At 72.1% G+C, this 18,802-nt stretch carries 20 protein-coding genes; 17 read left to right on the top strand and 3 right to left on the bottom strand.

Features of this window, described 5'->3' with window-relative positions; all coding sequences use genetic code 11:
* Position 1 precedes the first annotated feature (1 nt).
* The 12 genes from ACZYRU_RS21530 (at position 2) to ACZYRU_RS21475 (ending at position 10,024) form a co-directional block, all read left to right on the top strand.
* The gene (locus ACZYRU_RS21530; RefSeq protein ID WP_488959144.1) at positions 2-565 is read left to right on the top strand and encodes an RNA polymerase sigma factor; all 564 of its coding nucleotides are present in this window, start codon (positions 2-4) and stop codon (positions 563-565) included.
* The gene (locus ACZYRU_RS21525) at positions 562-1,152 is read left to right on the top strand and encodes a hypothetical protein (protein ID WP_488959143.1); all 591 of its coding nucleotides are present in this window, start codon (positions 562-564) and stop codon (positions 1,150-1,152) included. Before ACZYRU_RS21530 ends, ACZYRU_RS21525 begins: the two co-directional genes overlap by 4 nt.
* 63 nt (positions 1,153-1,215) lie before the next feature.
* The gene (locus tag ACZYRU_RS21520) at positions 1,216-2,334 is read left to right on the top strand and encodes a YihY/virulence factor BrkB family protein (RefSeq protein ID WP_488959142.1); all 1,119 of its coding nucleotides are present in this window, start codon (positions 1,216-1,218) and stop codon (positions 2,332-2,334) included.
* Between the two features lie 22 nt (positions 2,335-2,356).
* Complete coding sequence (locus ACZYRU_RS21515; protein ID WP_488959141.1) at positions 2,357-3,088, top strand: IclR family transcriptional regulator; 732 nt, start codon at positions 2,357-2,359, stop codon at positions 3,086-3,088.
* A gap of 44 nt (positions 3,089-3,132) precedes the next feature.
* The gene (locus ACZYRU_RS21510) at positions 3,133-3,666 is read left to right on the top strand and encodes a hypothetical protein (RefSeq protein WP_488959140.1); all 534 of its coding nucleotides are present in this window, start codon (positions 3,133-3,135) and stop codon (positions 3,664-3,666) included.
* The gene (locus ACZYRU_RS21505; protein ID WP_488959139.1) at positions 3,663-3,971 is read left to right on the top strand and encodes a hypothetical protein; all 309 of its coding nucleotides are present in this window, start codon (positions 3,663-3,665) and stop codon (positions 3,969-3,971) included. The genes ACZYRU_RS21510 and ACZYRU_RS21505 overlap by 4 nt, the downstream gene beginning before the upstream one ends.
* Entirely contained in the window at positions 3,968-5,743 is a 1,776-nt protein-coding gene (locus ACZYRU_RS21500; RefSeq protein WP_488959138.1) for an alpha/beta hydrolase, read from the top strand. Before ACZYRU_RS21505 ends, ACZYRU_RS21500 begins: the two co-directional genes overlap by 4 nt.
* A complete protein-coding gene (locus ACZYRU_RS21495) occupies positions 5,730-6,248 on the top strand; it encodes a hypothetical protein (protein WP_488959137.1) in 519 nt (172 codons plus the stop codon). The genes ACZYRU_RS21500 and ACZYRU_RS21495 overlap by 14 nt, the downstream gene beginning before the upstream one ends.
* Positions 6,249-6,364: 116 nt before the next feature.
* Positions 6,365-7,255 carry an ABC transporter substrate-binding protein gene (locus ACZYRU_RS21490; protein WP_488959136.1) on the top strand — a complete coding sequence of 297 codons (891 nt, stop codon included), beginning with the start codon at positions 6,365-6,367 and terminating at the stop codon, positions 7,253-7,255.
* Positions 7,256-7,332: 77 nt separating this feature from the next.
* Positions 7,333-8,184, top strand: a complete 852-nt coding sequence (locus ACZYRU_RS21485) for an amino acid ABC transporter permease (protein ID WP_488959135.1) — start codon at positions 7,333-7,335, stop codon at positions 8,182-8,184.
* Complete coding sequence (locus tag ACZYRU_RS21480; protein ID WP_488959134.1) at positions 8,181-8,966, top strand: amino acid ABC transporter ATP-binding protein; 786 nt, start codon at positions 8,181-8,183, stop codon at positions 8,964-8,966. Before ACZYRU_RS21485 ends, ACZYRU_RS21480 begins: the two co-directional genes overlap by 4 nt.
* Positions 8,963-10,024 (top strand): aminotransferase class I/II-fold pyridoxal phosphate-dependent enzyme, encoded by a 1,062-nt coding sequence (locus ACZYRU_RS21475; protein ID WP_488959133.1) that lies wholly within the window; start codon positions 8,963-8,965, stop codon positions 10,022-10,024. Before ACZYRU_RS21480 ends, ACZYRU_RS21475 begins: the two co-directional genes overlap by 4 nt.
* Positions 10,025-10,349: 325 nt before the next feature.
* On the opposite strand, the gene ACZYRU_RS21470 is transcribed toward ACZYRU_RS21475, so the two are convergent.
* Together ACZYRU_RS21470 and ACZYRU_RS21465 are read right to left on the bottom strand one after the other, a co-directional pair.
* Positions 10,350-11,726 carry an FAD-binding oxidoreductase gene (locus ACZYRU_RS21470; protein WP_488959132.1) on the bottom strand — a complete coding sequence of 459 codons (1,377 nt, stop codon included), beginning with the start codon at positions 11,724-11,726 and terminating at the stop codon, positions 10,350-10,352.
* A complete protein-coding gene (locus ACZYRU_RS21465; protein ID WP_488959131.1) occupies positions 11,723-12,901 on the bottom strand; it encodes a cytochrome P450 in 1,179 nt (392 codons plus the stop codon). The genes ACZYRU_RS21470 and ACZYRU_RS21465 overlap by 4 nt, the downstream gene beginning before the upstream one ends.
* Positions 12,902-13,003: 102 nt before the next feature.
* Here ACZYRU_RS21465 and ACZYRU_RS21460 point away from each other — a divergent pair, with 102 nt between their 5' ends.
* From ACZYRU_RS21460 to ACZYRU_RS21440, 5 genes are all read left to right on the top strand, one after another.
* Positions 13,004-14,665 carry an HAL/PAL/TAL family ammonia-lyase gene (locus ACZYRU_RS21460; RefSeq protein ID WP_488959130.1) on the top strand — a complete coding sequence of 554 codons (1,662 nt, stop codon included), beginning with the start codon at positions 13,004-13,006 and terminating at the stop codon, positions 14,663-14,665.
* Positions 14,662-15,606 carry a PDR/VanB family oxidoreductase gene (locus tag ACZYRU_RS21455; RefSeq protein WP_488959129.1) on the top strand — a complete coding sequence of 315 codons (945 nt, stop codon included), beginning with the start codon at positions 14,662-14,664 and terminating at the stop codon, positions 15,604-15,606. The genes ACZYRU_RS21460 and ACZYRU_RS21455 overlap by 4 nt, the downstream gene beginning before the upstream one ends.
* 13 nt (positions 15,607-15,619) lie before the next feature.
* Positions 15,620-16,735 carry an S-(hydroxymethyl)mycothiol dehydrogenase gene (locus ACZYRU_RS21450; RefSeq protein ID WP_488959128.1) on the top strand — a complete coding sequence of 372 codons (1,116 nt, stop codon included), beginning with the start codon at positions 15,620-15,622 and terminating at the stop codon, positions 16,733-16,735.
* Positions 16,735-17,364, top strand: a complete 630-nt coding sequence (locus ACZYRU_RS21445; protein WP_488959127.1) for an MBL fold metallo-hydrolase — start codon at positions 16,735-16,737, stop codon at positions 17,362-17,364. Before ACZYRU_RS21450 ends, ACZYRU_RS21445 begins: the two co-directional genes overlap by 1 nt.
* A 177-nt stretch (positions 17,365-17,541) precedes the next feature.
* Positions 17,542-17,952 (top strand): hypothetical protein, encoded by a 411-nt coding sequence (locus ACZYRU_RS21440; protein ID WP_488959126.1) that lies wholly within the window; start codon positions 17,542-17,544, stop codon positions 17,950-17,952.
* Between the two features lie 88 nt (positions 17,953-18,040).
* On the opposite strand, the gene ACZYRU_RS21435 is transcribed toward ACZYRU_RS21440, so the two are convergent.
* On the bottom strand, positions 18,041-18,799 hold the full coding sequence (locus tag ACZYRU_RS21435; protein WP_488959125.1) for a tyrosine-protein phosphatase: 759 nt from the start codon (positions 18,797-18,799) through the stop codon (positions 18,041-18,043).
* Between the last annotated feature and the right edge of the window lie 3 nt (positions 18,800-18,802).

Below are 18,802 nucleotides of genomic sequence, written 5' to 3'. Positions count from 1 at the left end.
CATGCAGCCCGACATCACCGCCATCGGTCGCGATCCCGACGCGCTCGAGGCCTTCTACCGGGAGCACGTCGAGGCAGTCCAGCGCTACGTCGCCCGTCGGGTCAGCGACCCGCACCGTGCGGCCGACCTGACCGCCGACGTGTTCCTGGAGGCCATGGACGCGAGCGTCCGGTACCGCCCGGAGCTCGGCTCGCCCCGCGGCTGGTTGTACGGCGTCGCCCGCAACGTCCTGGCGATGCACGTGCGGCGCGGTGCCCGCGAGGTGCAGGCACTGGGCCGGGTGCACGGCCGCCGGGAGCTCGAGCACGACGCGATCCAGCGGATCGTCGAGCGGATCGACGCGGAGCGGGACGCACGTGAGCTGCTCGGCCTCCTCGACGACCTGGACGAGGGACAGCGGGCGGTGGTCGAGCTGGTCGCCGTCGACGGGCTCACGCCGACGGAGGCGGGCGCTGTCCTCGGGATCAGCCCGGTCGCCGTCCGGGTCCGGCTGCACCGAGCACGACGTCGCCTCGCTGTCCTCCGCCCCACTGTCCGTCCCGCGACCGAAGAGGTGACCTCGTGACGACCTCCCTCGACTCCTTCGAGACCTCCCTGCTCGCCGAGCTACGGGGCGTTGCTGCCGCCCGCGCCGAGCTCCCTTCCCCCGCGCCTCGACAGCGGCGTCGCCGTACCCGGCTGCTGGCGGCCGGTGGGGTCGTCACCGCCGCTCTCGCCGCCGTGCTGGTGCTGCCGGGCACCGGTCCGCAGCCGGCGTACGCGGTGACGGTCGACGGCGACGGCGACGTGCACGTCCGGGTCCACCGGCTCGAGGACGCCACCGGGCTCGAGCGGGCCCTGGCCGACCAGGGTGTGGACGCCGACATCACCTACCTCGACCCCGACCTGCAGTGCGCGCCCGGGCGTTTCGTCCAGGCACCGGAGACGGAGGGCTCGTACCACCTGTCGATCGGGTCCCTCAGCGGGTACGAGATCGACCTCGCCGGCGGGGTGATCCGCACAGGGGAGACCCTGGTCATCTCCGCAGCCCGGACCAGCCCGTTGGGCGACCCCGACGGCGACGGCGTGTCCGACGACGGGGGCATGCAGGTGAGCGTCGGTGTGGCCTCCGGGGACGTCGCTCCGTGCCGCCCGGAGCCGGTCGACCGATAGCCGGGCCGGAGCGTCGGACCGACCCTCGTCAGACGGTGCCACCCGATGTCATAGGTTGCGCCTGTGGGACTTGTCGGAGACATCGATCGGGCGCAGCGGCGGAAATCCGCTGCCGGCTTCCCGCTCGCGGTCATCTACAAGTTCTTCGACGACCAGGGCAACTACCTCGCGGCCATCCTGACGTTCTACGCGTTCCTCTCGATCTTCCCGCTCATGCTGCTCGGTACGTCGATCCTCGGCTTCATCCTCGACGGACGCCCGGCGCTCCAGGAGCAGGTCCTGGACTCGGCGCTGGGCCAGTTCCCGATCATCGGTGACGCGCTCGGCCGGCCGGAGGGCATCCAGGGGTCGACCGGCGGCATCGTCGTGGGTTCGCTGACGGCGCTGTACGGCGCGCTCGGGCTCGGCCTGGCACTGCAGAACGTCCAGTCCGCGGCGTGGGCGGTGCCGCGCAACAGCCGTCCGCACCCGGTGATGACCCGGGTCAACAGCCTGTTCATCCTCGCGGTGGCCGGCACCGCCATCTTCACGGTCTTCGTCGGATCGGCGGTGCTCACCGAGACCAAGCTGGTCGGCGACCTGTCGACCCACGGGTGGTTCCACTGGCTGGTGCGCCTGTTGTCCCTGGTCCTCCTCGGCCTGATGATGACGGTCCTGCTGCGGATGGCCGCGGCCCGGGCGATCCGGGACCGTGGGATCCGGGCCGCGCCCGGCGGCTTCACGGTCGCGGTGCTGTGGCAGTTCCTGCAGTGGATCGGTACCTGGTACGTCACCAACGTCATCGCCAGCGCCAACCGCAACAACATGACCGAGGCCTTCGGCGTCGTCCTCGGCCTGATGGGCCTGCTCTACATCGGTGCGGTCATGGGCGTCATCGGCATCGAGGTCAACGTCGTGCTCGCCCGCAAGCTGTGGCCGCGCGCCCTGCTGACGCCGTTCACCGACTCGGTCGACCTCACCGAGGCGGACCGTCGTGCCTACGCGATGTACGCCCAGATGCAGCGGCACAAGGGCTTCGAGACGGTCGCGGTGCGCTTCGACGGCCGCGACGGCGACTCCCACGAGATCGTCCTCGACCCGCGCACCGAGAAGGTCCACAAGCAGCACATCCCCGGCCGGCCACCGCGCCCGGAAGCCGCCGAGGAGCCGACCCAGCCGGTCAACCTGCCACCGTCCGTCTGACGCACCCGGTCCGACCACAGCCATGGCGCAGAACTCCTTCACCCGCGGACTCGACGTCCTCATCGCGATCGCCCGCAACGGCCAGGTGACCGTCGCCGAGGTCGCCGAGGAGCTCGGGCTCGCCACCAGCACGGCGTACCGCTACGTCCGCTCGCTGCGCGACTACGGCCTGATCGAGGAGTCCCAGGGCGTCTACGTCCCGGGCTGGCGGCTGATGGAGATCTCCGGGGAGCACCTCACCCACACCCGGCTCGCCGAGGTCGCGGGGGAGTACCTGCGCACGCTGACCTACCAGACCGGCGAGACCGCGGTGCTCGCCGTACGCGCGGGCTCGCACGCCATCTGCCTGCGCCAGTCCGTCTCGCCCGCCCCCGACCGCTACGCGTTCCGGATCAACGAGCTGCTGCCGCTGTACGCCGGAGCCGGCCAGCGCCTGCTCCTCGCCTATGCGCCGCGCCCGATCGTCGAGGTCGCGCTCGCCAACCTGGTCAGCTACTCCGCCGCGACCATCAGGCCCGACGAGCTGCCGGCGGCGCTCGCGCAGGTACGGCGCGACCAGCTGGCCGTGTCGCGCGGCGAGTTCAAGGAGGGCGCGATCGCGGTCGCCGTCCCCGTGTTCAGCAACGGCGAGTGCGCCGCGTCGCTGACCATCGCCGGGCCGTCGGACCGCTGCGACAACGTCGAGTGGGTCCGTCGCACGACCCGGCTGCTGCGGGCGGCGGCGGCCGAGATGTCGGTCGAGATCGACGCCTGACCGCCTCCCGGTTTGGTCGCGGGAGGGCTCGGGAAGGGAGGGGCATGGCCTTCCTGGGTGGACCCGAGGCGGCGGCCCGGGTGGCCGCCGACCCGTTCTGGTCGGTGGTACGACGACGGCATCCCGACGTCGAGCTGGTCCTGCTGCCGCCGGCAGCGGCTCCGGACGAGGCCGTGCCCGATGCGCCCGCGACCGAGGTGAGCGTCGAGGACGCGACCGCGGAGTGCCTGGCCCGCGTGGCCGGGCTCTGGCAGCAGGTCGTCGGGGACGTCGTCCCCGACGAGCAGCGCTCCGGGTGGACCACCGGCCCGACGCCCGGCCCGGTGCGCCATGAGGCCACCTGGACCCTGCTGGCCGTCGACCCGGTGACCGCCACCGGCGCCATCGAGCGCGCCGCGCAGACGCTGCGGGACGAGGGCTGGCGGGTGCTCGCCCCGCCCGACGGAATGCCGCGGGTGCTCGCGGGGCGCCCGGCCCGGAGCGGCCGCGAGGAGCTCGACCTGGTCCTGGTCCCGTCGACCGGGCGGTTCTTCCTGACCGTGCGCTCCGGGCTGTACCTGCTGGACGGCGCGCGATGAGCATCTCCGGCTTCGAGCTGAGCCTGATGCGCCAGTCGATCAGCGACTGGCAACACCTCGACGAGCTGATGACCGGTTCGAAGACCTCCCTCGGCGAGGCGAGCACCTCCGGCCTGCCGCCGAGCGTGCAGCCCGCCGGCGCGCTCTTCCTGGAGCGCTGGTCGGGCTTCGCCGGCGAGAGCGCCGTCATCGCCCGCGGCTTCGCCGAGGCGCTGACCGCCGCCTCCGACGACTTCCTCACCACCGACGACAGCGTCGACCAGCGCTACGCCCAGCTCGACGGTCGTCTGGGACCCGAGCTGTGAGCGTCACCATCGAGGTCCCGGCCTCGCAGCCCGCCACACTGCCCGAGCCTCCCGGCGACGCGGCGCAGTGCGACACCCTGGCCGAGACGCTCTACGCCGCCGCCGCCCGCTACGAGGAGTTCGGCGAGGAGGCCACCCAGCTGCGCAACCTCACCGGCTACTGGTGGGGAGTCGCGTACGACGCCTACGTGGTCGCCTCCGGCAAGGCCGCCACCGAGCACGCCGCGATGGCCGGGACGGTCCGTCGGGTGGGGCGGGCCGTGGCGGCGTACGCCGACACGCTGCGCGACCTGACCACCACCCACGACACCCTCCTCGAGCGCAAGGGCGGGCTGGACGAGCGCCGCACCATGCTGATCACCGACATCAACGCGGCCACCGAGGCCACGCCCGAGGTGGTCGCCGCGCTGCGGGAGCGGGCCACGGACCTGCGCACCGACTACGGCACCCTGGTCACCGACCACGACACCCTGCAGCGCCGGGTCCGTGAGAACGAGGACCTGCTGCGGCAGGCGTTCCAGGCCGCCGACACCCTCGCCGAGGGGCTCTCCGCCGACGGCGGCGTACCGCAGACGGCGCGTGACGCGATGCACGAGCCGGGCGCGCCCGGCACCGGCGCCACGCCTGCGCAGGTGCGCGACTGGTGGGAGCACCTCACCGATGCCGAGCGGGAGGCGGTCATCGCCGCCTACCCCGGCGTGATCGGGTCCGCCGACGGGCTGCCGGCCGATGCGCGCGACCAGGCCAACCGGGTGCTGCTCGACGACGACCTCGCGCGGCTGGGTGCCAAGGAGGCGGACGGCACCATCTCCGACGCCGAGCGCAAGGTGCTGGCCAACGCCGACGCCACCCGGAAGGCCGTCGAGAAGGCAGACGGCTTCGTCGACCCGACGACGGGCGAGAAGCCGGGCGGCACGCTCTGGCTCTACGACCCGGCCGCCTTCGACGGCGACGGCCGGGTCGCGGTCGGTGTCGGCGACCTCGACACCGCGGACGACGTGTCCGTGCAGGTCCCGGGCATCACGTCCGAGACGGACGACGTCGGCGGCTACACCGACGAGGCGATCCGGCTCTACGAGTCGGCCCGCTACAACGGCGACGGCTCATCGGTGGCGACCTTGTTCTGGCTCGGCTACAACACCCCCGAGGGCGCGATCGACCTCGACACGATCACGACCGGCCGCGCCGAGGACGGCGGGCAGCGCCTCGCCGACGCGGTCGAGGGGCTGCGTGCCTCGCGGTCCGACGACCCCGCCCACCTCACCGTGATCGGGCACAGCTACGGGTCGACCACGACGTCGTACGCCGCTGTCGACCACGGCCTGGCCGCCGACGACGTCGTGCTGATCGGCAGCCCCGGCGCCGGCCCGGCCGACACCGCGGCCGACTTCAGCGTCGGCGCCGACCACGTCTACGACGGCCGCAACAGCCGCGACGCGGTGGCCTTCTTCGGCGACGAGGGCTGGTACCACAACCCCGGCGGGCTCGGCGTCGATCCGTCCTCCGAGGACTTCGGTGCCCACCGGTTCGAGGCCGAGTCGGTCGACCGCGGCGGCACCCGCAACTTCGACGACCACAGCCGCTACTACGACCACGAGTCCGAGTCGCTCTACAACCTCGGCAAGATCGTCGACGGCCACGGCGACCAGGTCAACGGTGCCGCGCAGAGCTACGACCCGTGGTGGCGGTGGGCGGTCGACCCGGAGAAGGACCGCGACCCGACGACCAACGTCCCGGGGCGCTCGGACACCCGTGCCGATGACGTTCCGTAGCCTTGCTGCGGCGGCGCTGGCCGTCGTACTGGCCCTGGGAGGGTGCGGCGTGGACGACCGGAAGGGCGCGGCCGAGCTGAGCACGTTGCAGGACTCGGTGGTCGCGCAGACGCGGGAGGTCATCGACCTGTTGGCCGGTGCCGGGCTCGAGGTCACCCGTGCGACCGGGGTCGCGGAGTACTGCCAGTCCGAGCCGGCGCCCGGCGTCACCTACCGCAGCGGCGGTGCGGTCGCCGGCACGCCCGGTGAGGTCCCGACCCAGTTCGCCACCGCCCGGGCGGCACTCCTCGCCGACGGCTGGTCCGTCGTCACCGAGGGCACCGACGGTACCCGGCCCTGGGCCAACCTCGGTCGCGACGACCTCCGGCTCGGGCTCTCCCAGGCCAAGCACGGCGAGCAGTTGCTCGGCTTCGCGATCACCAGCAGCGAGTGCGTGCGGGTCGAGGACGGCGGCTTCCTCGACGACGACGACCACCGCGTCGACCTGCTCGCAGGCGAGAAATAACCTCACCGAAACGCCGGGTTCCCACGCCGTGGGAACGGCGATTGTTGCGGCCTGCTCCGCGGCCGGATCCTCCTGTGATCCACGCCACCCACCAGCCGCCAGGAGCGCACCGCATCATGACGCGACCCCGCCACCTCTCCCTCTCCGCCGCCGCTCTCGCCCTCGCCCTCCCTGTCCTGCTGTCCGCGTGTGGCGGCAGCAGCGAGGCCGACGAGAAGCCGTCGTACGACAAGTCCGCCCCGCTGCACAGCGCCCTCCCGAAGGACCTGCAGGGCGAGAAGTCGATCACCATCGCGAGCAACGTCGAGTACCCGCCGTTCGAGTTCCTCGACACCGACAACAAGACGGTCCTCGGCATCGACCGTGAGATCGCCGACGGGCTCGAGAAGCAGCTCGGCATCGACATCGAGTTCGACAACATCGCCTTCGACGCGATCATCCCGGGCCTCGCCTCGGGCCGCTACCAGATGGCGATGTCGGCCATGACCGACAACCTCGAGCGCCAGAAGGAGGTCGACTTCGTCGACTACTTCGCCGCGGGCGCCGGCATCATGACCCACGAGGCCGACGCCGGGAAGTACACGACCCTGGCCGACATGTGCGGCACCACGGTCGCCGTCGTCAAGGGCACCACCGAGGTCCCGCAGGCCGAGGAGGCCTCCAAGCAGTGCGAGGCCGACGGCAAGGACCCGATCAAGGCGACGGTCTTCCCGGGCCAGAACCAGGTCATCCTCGCGCTGCAGAACGAGCGCGTCGACGCGATCTTGATGGACAGCGCGCCCGGTGCGTACGCCGCCTCGCAGACCGAGGGCCTCGTGATGAGCAAGCCCTACGAGTCGCAGCCGTTCGGCATCGTGTTCGCCAAGGGCACCGACGAGCTGCAGAAGGCCGTCCAGCAGGCGCTGCAGGCGCTCAAGGACAACGGTGACTACGACAAGGCGCTGGCGAAGTTCGGCCTCGAGACCGGCGCGATCGACGAGTTCACCATCAACGGCGGCACGCAGTGACCTCGGTTCCCGTGACCGAGAACACTGCTCCGGCCTCGTCCCGTCCCGTGTCTCCACGGGACGGGCGGGACGCCCGGGTGGTCCTCCCCACCCGGCACCCCGCCCGCTGGGCGATGGCCGCGGTGGTCGTCCTGATCGTGGCAGGCGGGATCACCCAGGTCATCGGCAACGAGCGGTTCCAGTGGGACGTCGTGGGCGACTACGTGTTCGCCCAGCCGATCCTGCAGGGCGTCGCGAAGACGCTGATGCTCACCGCCGCCGCGATGGCGATCGGTGTCGGGCTCGGCGTCGTGATCGCCGTGCTGCGGCTCTCGCCGAACCCGATCCTGTCGTCGGCGGCGTGGACGTACTCCTGGTTCTTCCGCGGTACGCCGCTGCTGGTGCAGCTGCTGTTCTGGTACTTCCTCGCCGCGCTCTACCCGACCATCGGCGTCGGTGGCGTGTCGTGGAGCGCCAACGAGCTGATCTCGCCGCTCACTGCGGCGCTGCTGGGCCTCGGGCTCAACGAGGCGGCGTACATGAGCGAGATCGTGCGCTCCGGCATCCTCTCGGTGCCGCCCGGTCAGGCCGAGGCGGCCAGCGCGGTCGGCATGCGGCGCTCGCAGGTGATGCGCCGGGTCGTGCTGCCGCAGGCGATGCGGGTGATCATCCCGCCGACCGGCAACGAGACCATCGGCATGCTCAAGCACACCGCGCTGGTGCTGGTGATCGGCTACACCGAGCTGATGACCACCGCGTCCAACATCTACTCGCGGACCTACCAGACCATCCCGCTGCTCATCGTGGCCGCGCTCTGGTACCTCGCGATCTCGGCGGTGCTCTCCGTCGGTCAGTACTTCATCGAGCGGCACTTCGGCCGCGGCTTCTCGAACCACCGGGTCAGCCGCAAGGGCAGCCGCGCCGCGCGCAAGGAGGAGGCAGTCGCATGAGTGCTGTCGAGGTCGGCGAGGAGCCGATGTTCCAGGCCTGGGACGTGCACAAGTCGTTCGGCCACGTCGAGGTGCTCAAGGGCATCGACATGTCGGTCGCCCGCGGCGAGGTGGTCTGCCTGCTCGGCCCGTCCGGGTCCGGCAAGAGCACCTTCCTGCGCTGCATCAACCACCTGGAGAAGTTCGACCGGGGCGAGATGTGGGTCGGTGGCGACCGGGTCGGGTACCGCCCGCACGGCGACAAGCTCAAGGAGCTCAACGAGCGCGAGATCGCCGTACGCCGCTCCGGGATCGGGATGGTCTTCCAGGGCTTCAACCTCTTCGCGCACCGCACCGCGCTGGAGAACGTGATGGAGGGGCCGATGGTGGTCCGCCGGGAGAAGCGCTCGGTCGTCGAGCGGCGGGCGCGGGCCCTGCTCGACCGGGTCGGGCTCGCCGACCGGGTCGACAACTACCCCTCGCAGCTCTCCGGCGGCCAGCAGCAGCGGGTGGCGATCGCCCGGGCGCTGGCGATGCAGCCCGACCTGATGCTCTTCGACGAGCCGACCTCCGCGCTCGACCCCGAGCTGGTCGGCGACGTGCTCGCCGTGATGCGGCAGCTCGCCGACGACGGGATGACGATGATCGTGGTGACCCACGAGCTCGGCTTCGCCCGCGAGGTCGCGGACCGCGTGTACTTCATGGACGGCGGCGTGGTCGTCGAGTCCGGCCCTCCTGCCGAGGTGCTCGAGCGGCCGCGGGAGGCGCGCACCCAGGCGTTCCTGTCGAAGGTGCTGGCGTGAGGGTTGCCCCAACTGCCCGGCCCGAGCTGTCGGGCCTGGCGGCGTACTCGTCCGTGGCGCCGGGGCCGGTCCCGGTCCGGGTCCGGGCGTCCTCGAACGAGGCGCCCGGCGGGTTGACCGGGCCGGTGCTGGACGCGGCGCTCGCTGCGGTCTCCGGCGCGACGCGGTACCCCCTGATCGGCGGTGCCGACCTCTCGGCTGCACTTGCTGGTTCGTTGGGGGTCTCGGACGCTGCGGTGGCCGTGGCGGACGGTGCGCTGCCGCTGCTCGACCGGCTGCTCCTGGCGTACCTCCGGCCCGGCGACGAGGTCGTGATGGCGTGGCGCTCGTACGAGGCGTACCCGCTCAGCGTGCAGGTCGCCGGCGGCCGATCCGTGTCGGTGCCTCTTCTCGACGGGGCCCATGACCTGCCGGCGATGGTGGCCGCGATCTCGCCCTCGACGCGAGTCGTGATCGTCTGCAACCCGAACAACCCCACCGGCACGGTCGTGCCCTGGTCGTCGTTGGCCGAGTTCCTCGACGCCGTGCCGCCGGACGTGCTGGTGGTGCTCGACGAGGCGTACACGGAGTACGACGCCCGCTCGCGGCCCGCGTCGCTGTCCGTGCCCGAGCTGACCCGGCGGGGGAACGTGGCCGTGCTGCGCACCTTCTCCAAGGCGCACGGCCTCGCCGGCCTGCGGGCGGGCTATCTGGTCTCCTCGGCGGAGGTCGCGGGCGCGGTGCGCTCCGTCCTGCCGCCCTTCCCGGTCTCGTCGGTGGCCGTCGCCGCCGCCCTGGCCTCGCTCGCCCACCCGTCGGTACTCGCCTCCCGCGTGGCGACCACCCGCGACGAGCGCGCGCGGGTGGCCGCGTTGCTCGGCGGGCGCGGTGTCGTCGTACCGGACTCGGAGGCGAACTTCGTCTGGCTGCCTCTCGGCTCCCGGGCGTCGGACTTCGCGGACCTGTGCCGCGCCCACGGACTGCTCGTGCGGCCCTTCGCCGGTGAAGGCGTCCGGGTGACCGTGGGTGACCCGGACCTGCGAGCGGTGCTCGCGGAGGTGCTCGCCGCCTGGGAGTGAGGGCCCGGGGCGGTGAGGGTGAGAGCGGGGATCGGACGGGCACGTCCGATCCCCGCTGTCGTTCGTGCTTGGTGATGTCGTGGCTGGTCGGCGGTCGGCGGTCGGCTGGTGGCGCGGTTGTCGGCACGGACTTCGTCCGCGCCGCCGCTACGCGGCCGCCCACTTCGGGGCTGGCTCGGGCGGCCGCACGGGGGCCTGCACGGGATGGCCGCTGTAACACGCCGTCCACCTGGCTGGGTGCCACTTCTCCGCAGAAATCGGGCCGAAAGGCGGCCGATTCTGCTGACAACCGCCGGGTAGTCGGGTGGACGGCGTGTTACTTCGCTCAGGCGAGCAGCTTCCCCGGGTTCATGATCCCGAGCGGGTCGAACGCCCGCTTCACCGCGCGGTGCAGCTCCATCGCGTCGGCGCCGACCTGCCGCTCCAGCCAGGCAGCCTTGAGCACGCCGACGCCGTGCTCGCCGGTGATGGTGCCGTCGAGCTCGAGGGCGGCGGCGAAGACCTCGTCGGCCGCGGCGGCGACGGCCGGGGGAATCCCGGGAGCGCCGTGGTCGAAGACGAAGGTGGGGTGGAGGTTGCCGTCGCCGGCGTGGGCGACGGTCAGCACGGTCACGCCGTGACGAGCGGCAGCGGCGTCGATGCGGCGGATCATCTCGGGGAGGCGGGAGACGGGTACGCCGACGTCCTCGACGAGGCACTGGCCGAGCTGTTCGGCGGCGGGGTAGGCGAGGCGGCGGATGGCGAGGAGCTCGTCGGACTCCTTGGGATCCGTCGACACGGCCGGCTCGTCGACGGCGCCGGCCTCCTCGCACAACGCGGCAACAGAGGCGGCGTCGGCAGCGAACCGCCCGTCGACCTGGACGACGAGCATCGCCTCGATGCCCGCCAGGCCCATCCGCTTCCAGGAGTCGATGGCGCGCAGGGTGGTGCCGTCGAGCAGCTCCAGCAGCGACACCTCCGGCCCGCGGGCGACGAGAAGGGCGACCGCCTCGCCAGCAGCCTCCAACGAGTCAAATGCCGCGACCACCGTCGTCGGCGGCACGGGAGGGCGGCGGGACAGGCGGACGGTGGCGGCGGTGATCACGCCGAGCGTGCCCTCGGACCCGACCAGGAGCCCGGTCAGGTCGTAGCCCGCGACGTTCTTGGTGGTCCGCGTCCCGGTCGAGACGACCCGGCCGTCGGCGAGCACGACCTCGAGGCCGAGGACGGACTGGCGGGTGACCCCGTACTTCACGCAGCGCAGGCCGCCCGCGTTGGTCGCGACGTTGCCGCCGACGGTGGAGATCTCCCAGCTCGACGGGTCGGGCGCGAACATCAGCCCGTGCTCGGCCGCGGCCCGGTCGAGGGCCGCGTTGATGACACCGGCCTCGACGACGGCGACCCGGTCCAGCGGGTCCAACGACCTGATCGACACGAGGGCCTCGGTCGACAGCACCAGGCACCCCTCGATCGCGCTCGCCCCGCCGGCCAGCGAGGTGCCCGCGCCGCGCGGCACCACCGCCACGCCGTGCTCGGAAGCAAGACGGAGTGCAGCCGACACGTCCGCCGTGGTCCGCGGCAGCACGACCGCAGCGGGCAGGCCGCCGGGGACGACGGTCGCCATGTCCTGTCGGTACGACGCCAGCAGGTCGCCGTCCGTGATGACCCGGCAGCGTTCACCGAGCTCGGCGACCAGCTCGGAGACGAACGAGGAAGTGCTCACGCCGGGACGATACGCACCGGCAGCGAGCTGAGCCCGCGCAGCGTGTTGTGCAGGAAGGGCACCGGCTCGCCGGCGGGCTCGATCGAGCGCACCCGCTGGGCGAGCTCGCCGAACAGCACGTCCATCTCCAGGCGGGAGATCGGCTGGCCGACGCACTGGTGGATGCCCATGCCGAAGGTGAGGTGGCCGCCGGCCTCGCGCTCGATCCGGTACTGGTCGGCGTCCGGCCCGAAGCGCTCGACGTCGCGGTTCGCGGCGCCGGGGAAGACGATCAGCTTGCTGTCCTGGGGCAGCGTCACGCCGCCGAACGACACCTCGCGCGACGTCGTCCGGAAGAACGACTGGAAGGGTGACTCGAAGCGCAGCGCCTCGTCGATCGCGAACTTCGTCAGCCGGGGCGTGGCGTGCACGAGGTCCCACTGGTCCGGGTTCGCGGTCAGGCAGCGCAGGGTGTTGCCGATCGCGATGACCGTGGTGTCGAGGCCGGCGGAGAGCAGCGCCCGCACGAGCACGGCGGCCTCCTCCGGTGCGACGACGCCGGCGTCCGCGTGCGCCCAGATCTTGGCGCCGAGCCCGTCGGGGCTGAGGTTCTCGCGCGCGCAGTTGTTCATCGTCCACTCGATGGTGTGCTCGCCGGCCTTCATGTAGTGCTCGTAGCGGGCGTCCTCGGGGCCGAACTGCGCGAAGTTCATCGCGCCGTGGGGGAGCAGGTTCTCGGCCCGCCCCTCGCGCGGGATGCCGACCGCGTCGCCGAAGACCCGGATCGGGAACAGCTCGGCGAGGTCGGTGATCGCGTCGAACTCCCGCATGTCGAGAAGCTTGTCGACCAGCGGCGTCGCGAACTCCTGGAAGCCGGCGCGCAGCGGGCGCATGTTGCGCGGGCTGATCACGTCGGCCATCACCGTGCGCAGCGGCGTGTGCATCGGCGGGTCGGAGTCGAGGATGCCGGGCTTCCGCCACGGTGGCTGGTGGTGGTAGTTCCGGGGCCCGACACCGGCCCCGGAGATGAAGGTCTCGTGGTCGACGAGGATCTCGCGCACCTCGGCGAACCGGGAGAACGCCGCGACGTCGTACGTGTCCAGCCACACGGCCGGACCGGCCTCGCGCATCCGCTGGAAGAGCGGGTACGGGTCGGTCAGGTTCGCGTCGTCGTACGGGTCGTCGGCGATGTTCATGGCGGGACGGTAGGAGCGGCCGGAAGCGCCGGACAACGAAGGTTCCCGCGTCATGAGAATCCGCGTTGCCGGGGTGTGGCGGCCCTCCGCGACGATGTGCCCATGACCGCTCACCTGACGCAGACCCCCGACCGCGTCGTCGTCCTCGGCACCGCCCGGCTGACGCTCACCGACCTCGTCGCCGTCGCCCGCCACGGCGCCCGCGTCGAGCTCGACGCAGCCGTCGACGAGCGCCTGCGTGCCAGCCAGGAGTGGGTCGAGGCCGCCGGCCTGGAGCGCCCGATCTACTCGATCAACACCGGGTTCGGCTCGCTCGCCGGCCGCCAGGCCTTCGCCGACCCGGCCGACGCGGCCGAGCTGTCGCGCCGCCTGGTCCTCAGCAACGCCTCCGGCATCGGTCGGTACGTCGACAGCGAGCTGGTCCGCGCGACCATGCTGATCCGCGCGGTCAGCCTGCTCTCGGGCCACTCCGGCGTCCGCCCGGAGGTCGCCCGGCTGGTCGTCGACATGCTCAACGCCGGGGTGCACCCGGCGATCCCGGAGTACGGCTCGCTCGGCGCGTCCGGCGACCTGATCCCGCTGGCCCACCTCGCGGTCGTGATGACCAAGGGCGTCGAGGGCCGCGAGAGCACCGAGGAGGACGTCCGGAACTCCGGCGAGGTCCTCGTCGACGGCAAGCGGGTCGTCAGCGGCGCACAGGCGATGGCCGACGCCGGCCTGGAGCGGATCGCGCTCGCCGCGAAGGAGGGCCTGGCGCTGCTCAACGGCACGTCGTTCTCCTGCGCCCAGGTCGCGCTCGCGCTGCACGACGCCCAGAACCTGCTCGACACCAACCTGGTGACAGCCGCGATGTCGATCGAGGCGCTCAAGGGCTTCGGCGACGCGTTCATCGCCGAGCTGCACGAGGCCCGCGGCCAGGCGGGCCAGATCGAGGTCGCCGCCCGGATCCGCCAGCTGCTCGCGGGCGCGACCCTGGTCGACGGCGACCGCGACCACGACCCGGTGCGGCAGCCCCCTCAGGACGCGTACTCGCTGCGCTGCGTGCCGCAGGTCCTCGGCCCGATCACCGACACGCTGCGCTTCGTGGCCGGCCTCGTCGAGAACGAGATGAACGCCGCCACCGACAACCCGCTGATCTTCCCCGCGCTGCCGCGCCCCCTCAAGGCGGTCTCGGGCGGCAACTTCCACGCGGAGTACATGGCCTTCGCCGCGGACTTCCTCAGCATCGCCGTCACCGAGATCGGCAACATCACCGAGCGCCGGCTGTTCCGGATGGACGACGGCACGCTCAACCGCGGCCTGCCGGACATGCTCGTCAACAGCGCGCAGGTCGGCATGGACTGCGGCTACATGCTCCCGCAGTACCTCGCCGCCGCACTGGTCTCCGACTGCAAGACCCTCGCGCACCCCGACTCCGTCGACTCGATCCCCACCTGCGCCAACCAGGAGGACCACGTCTCGATGGCCAACAACGCCGGCCGGCACGCCCGTCAGGTCGTCGCCAACATCGAGGCCGTGGTCGCCATCGAGCTGCTCATGGCCGCCCAGGCGCTGGACCTGCGGATCCTGCAGGACGAGGTCACCGAGGACGGGCTCGCCCCGACCAGCCGCGCCGTGCGGGCGCTGGTCCGCGGCAGCGAGGACGAGCAGGGCCAGCCGGTCGCGCACCTGACCCAGGACCGCGTGCTCTACCCGTGGCTGCGCAAGGCCGTCGAGCTGGTCCACTCCGGCGCAGTCGTCGCGACCGCCGAGGGACTGTCGTGACCGGCGACGTCAGGGTCCGGGTGACCGCCGCCCGCCAGGTCGCCGAGCGGGTCCGCGAGCTGGTCCTCGCGCCGGTGAACGGTACGCCGCTGCCCGGCTGGACGCCCGGCGCCCACGTCGACCTCGTGCTGACCGACGAGCTCACGCGCTCCTACTCGCTGTGCTCGGCGCCCGGCGCCGACACCTGGCGGATCGCGGTGCTCGAGGAGACCGACGGCCGGGGCGGCTCCAGCCACGTCCACCACGCCCTCGCGGTCGGCGACGAGCTGGTCACCTCCGCGCCGCGCAACAACTTCGAGCTCGTCGTCGGCGAGCGCCGGATCGTGCTCGTATCCGGCGGCATCGGGGTCACGCCGATCCTGCCGATGGCGGCGGCAGCCGAGGCTGTCGGCGCCGACTGGAGCCTGCTGCACCTCGCGCGCAGCGAGGCCGCGGCGGCGTACGTCGACGAGCTGGCGTCGTACGGCGAACGCGTGGTCCGCCACGTCGACACCGACGGCGGACCGATCGACCTGGCCGCCGCGCTCGACGGGCTCGGTGCTGCCGACGCCGACGTCTACGCATGTGGCCCGGGGCCGTTGCTGGCCGCGCTCGAGGAGTACGCCGCGACCCGCCCCGGCACCCATCTGGTGCTGGAGCGGTTCACCGGCGACGGGGACGCCGTCCGCGAGGGTGACCACGCGTTCGTGGTCGAGATCGCCGACGGCACCGAGATCCCCGTGGCCGCCGACCAGACCGTGCTGGACGCCCTCACCCATGCGGGCATCCGGGTGCTCAGCTCCTGCCAGGAGGGTGTCTGCGGCACGTGTGAGACGGTCGTCCTGGAAGGCGAGCCGGATCATCGCGACCACGTCCTCAGCGACGAGGAGCGCGAGAGCGGCGAGATGATGATGCCCTGCGTGTCGCGGTGCCGCGGCGCGCGGATCGTCCTGGATCTGTGAGGAGAGGGAGTACATGAGTCAGCAGGTGAAGGCCGTCGTCGCCAGGGCCAAGGGGGCGCCGGTGGAGGTCGTGACGATCAACGTCCCCGACCCGGGTCCGGGCGAGGCGGTGGTGAAGGTGTTGTCCTGCGGCGTGTGCCACACGGACCTGCACTACCGCGAGGGTGGGATCAATGACGACTTCCCGTTCCTGCTGGGCCACGAGGCCTCCGGCATCGTCGAGGCCGTCGGACCGGACGTCACCGGTGTCGCGCCCGGGGACTTCGTGGTCCTGAACTGGCGTGCGGTGTGTGGTGAGTGCCGTGCGTGCAAGCGGGGTGAGGCGCAGTACTGCTTCAACACCCACAACGCGACCCAGCGGATGACGCTGGCTGATGGTCCGGACGCCGGCACCGAGCTCTCGCCGGCGCTGGGGATCGGTGCGTTCGCGGAGAAGACCCTGGTCGCGGCCGGTCAGTGCACCAAGGTCGACGCCAAGGCCCGCCCGGCCGCGGTCGGCCTGCTCGGCTGCGGTGTGATGGCCGGTATCGGTGCGGCGATCAACACCGGCGCCGTGGGCCGCGGGAAGTCCATCGCCGTCATCGGCTGCGGTGGTGTCGGCGTGGCCGCGATCGCGGGCGCCGCCCTCGCGGGCGCGTCGCCGATCATCGCGGTCGACATCGACGCGAAGAAGCTCGCCAAGGCTCGTGAGATGGGCGCGACCCACACCGTCGACTCGAGCCAGGTCGACCCGGTCGAGGAGATCAAGCGGATCTGCGCGTCGGTCTATGACGGCGCGGAGGGTGCTGATGTGGTGGTCGAGGCGGTCGGTCGCCCGGAGACGTGGAAGCAGGCGTTCTACGCCCGCGACCTGGCCGGCACGGTCGTCCTGGTCGGCGTACCGACCCCCGACATGTTGGTCCCGGACCTGCCGTTGATCGACGTGTTCGGTCGCGGCGGTGCGCTCAAGTCCAGCTGGTACGGCGACTGCCTGCCCAGCCGGGACTTCCCGATGCTGGTCGACCTCTACCAGCAGGGCCGCCTCGACCTGGACGCGTTCGTGACCGAGGAGATCGGCATCGGCGACATCGAGGCCGCGTTCGACAAGATGCACCACGGCGACGTGCTGCGCTCGGTCGTGATCCTCTGATGGCAGCTGGGACCGCCCGGGTCGACCACGCCGTCACGTCGGGCACGTTCAGCCTCGACGGGGAGACCTTCGACGTCGACAACAACGTCTGGGTGGTCGGCAACGACGAGGAGTGCATCGTCATCGACGCCCCCCACTCCGTCGACGACATCCTCGCTGTGGTCGGGGACCGTCGGGTGAAGGCGATCGTGTGCACCCACGCCCACGACGACCACGTCCGCGTCGCCCCCGCGCTGCGGGAAGCCGTCAACAACGGTGCGGGGGCTCCGATCCTGCTGCACCCCGACGACCAGCCGCTGTGGGAGCTGACCCACACCCAGTACCTGTGGGACGTCGACCTCGCCGACGGCCAGACCCTCGAGGTGGGCGGTACGACGCTGCAGGTGCTCCACACGCCGGGACACGCGCCCGGGGCGGTGTGCCTGTACGCGCCGGACCTGGGCTGCGTCTTCACCGGCGACACGCTGTTCCACGGCGGTCCCGGCGCGACCGGCCGCTCCCACAGCGACCGGCCCACGCTCGAGGCCTCGATCAGGGCGAAGCTGTTCGACCTGCCCGGCGACACGGTCGTGCACACCGGGCACGGCGAGGACACCACGATCGCGGCGGAGCGGGAGCTCCTCGGCTGAGCCAGGACCGAGAGCGGCGACGATGAGCACGGACCGGGTACCACCGTGGGCGATCACGGTTGCCGCCATGTTCTCGGTCCAGCTTCAGCTCCTCGCTGGCGGTGTCGCTGATCGACCGGGTCGGTTCGGGCGGCACCGCCTGGCTGCGGCTGTGCATGGGGGGCGCTGCTCCTGCTGGTGCTGGCCCGGCCGCCGCTGCGGTTGGTACGACGACAGGACGTCCCGGTCCTGCTGGGCCTCGGCCTCGCGACCGGCCTGATGACCGTGGGCCTGCTGGCCGCGATCGACCGGATCCCGCTCGGCACCGCGGTCGCGATCGAGTTCCTCGGTCCGCTGACCGTCGCTGCCGTGCGCAGCCACAGCCGGCAGGCGCTGGCCTGGCCGGCCCTCGCCCTGGTCGGCGTCGTCCTGCTCACCGAGCCCTGGCACGGTCACGTGGACCTCGTCGGCGTGGCCCTGGCCGTCGGCATCGTGCTGGTCGTCGTCGCCGGGGCGGCCGCGCAACGCACCGGCACCCGCGAGCCCGCGAAGGACGCGCCGCTGGACCCGCTCGGGGCCCAGCCGTGCTGTAACACGCCGTCCACGTAGCGACACGCCGCACGACACGCCGAAGGCGTGCTGAAAGGCGACAGGTAGTCGGGTGGACGGCGTGTTACTGCGGGGGACCCGCGCGGGATCAGGAGTCCCGGAGCAGCTCGCGGAGCCGGACCAGCGTGGCGTCGTCGAGGCCCAGCCCGTCGCGGAGGTACGCCGACCGGTCGCCGTACAGCTGCTCGACGGCCGCCCACGCGGCGTCGAGGTACTCCACGTCGACGATGAGCGTCGGCTCGTAGACGGCGACCAGGTCGGGCCCGCCGTGCTTCTCGATCTCGGCCTCCACCCGCGCCCGTGAAGCGGCGCTGCGGGCGTTGGTGAGCAGGTAGTCGCTCTCGATCGTCGGGTCGTCGACGCCGGCGATGTGCAGCAGCAGGGCGGCGACCCAGCCGGTGCGGTCCTTGCCCTGCGAGCAGTGGAAGAGCTGGGGGCCGCCGGTGGCGAGCTGGCGGAGCACGCCGCCGAACGCGGTCCGGCAGTGCTGCTCCACGACGAAGCCGCGGTAGACCTCGTCCATCAGCGCGACCGCCTCGGCCCTGCTGGTGAGGCTGGAGAGCCGCTCGATCGGGATCCCGATCGCGTCGAAGTGCAGATTCTCGGCGCCGGGGACCTCGGGGTCCGGGTGCACCGCGATCTCCGTGGGGGAGCGCAGGTCGATGACCGCGCTCAACCCGATCGCCTGCAGCGCCTCGAAGTCGTCGCCGGTCAGGCGCAGGTCGTTGGAGCGGTAGAACACGCCGGTGCGGACCTGGCCGCCGTCGCGGGTCGCGTAGCCGGTCCCGGCCACGTCGCGGAAGTTGTCGGCCGACGCCAGCCGGAGGTACTCGGTCTCGTCGCTCACGGA

The sequence above is a fragment of the Nocardioides sp. F233 genome (genome assembly GCF_057813895.1).
This window is presented reverse-complemented; position numbering and strand designations above follow the sequence as displayed.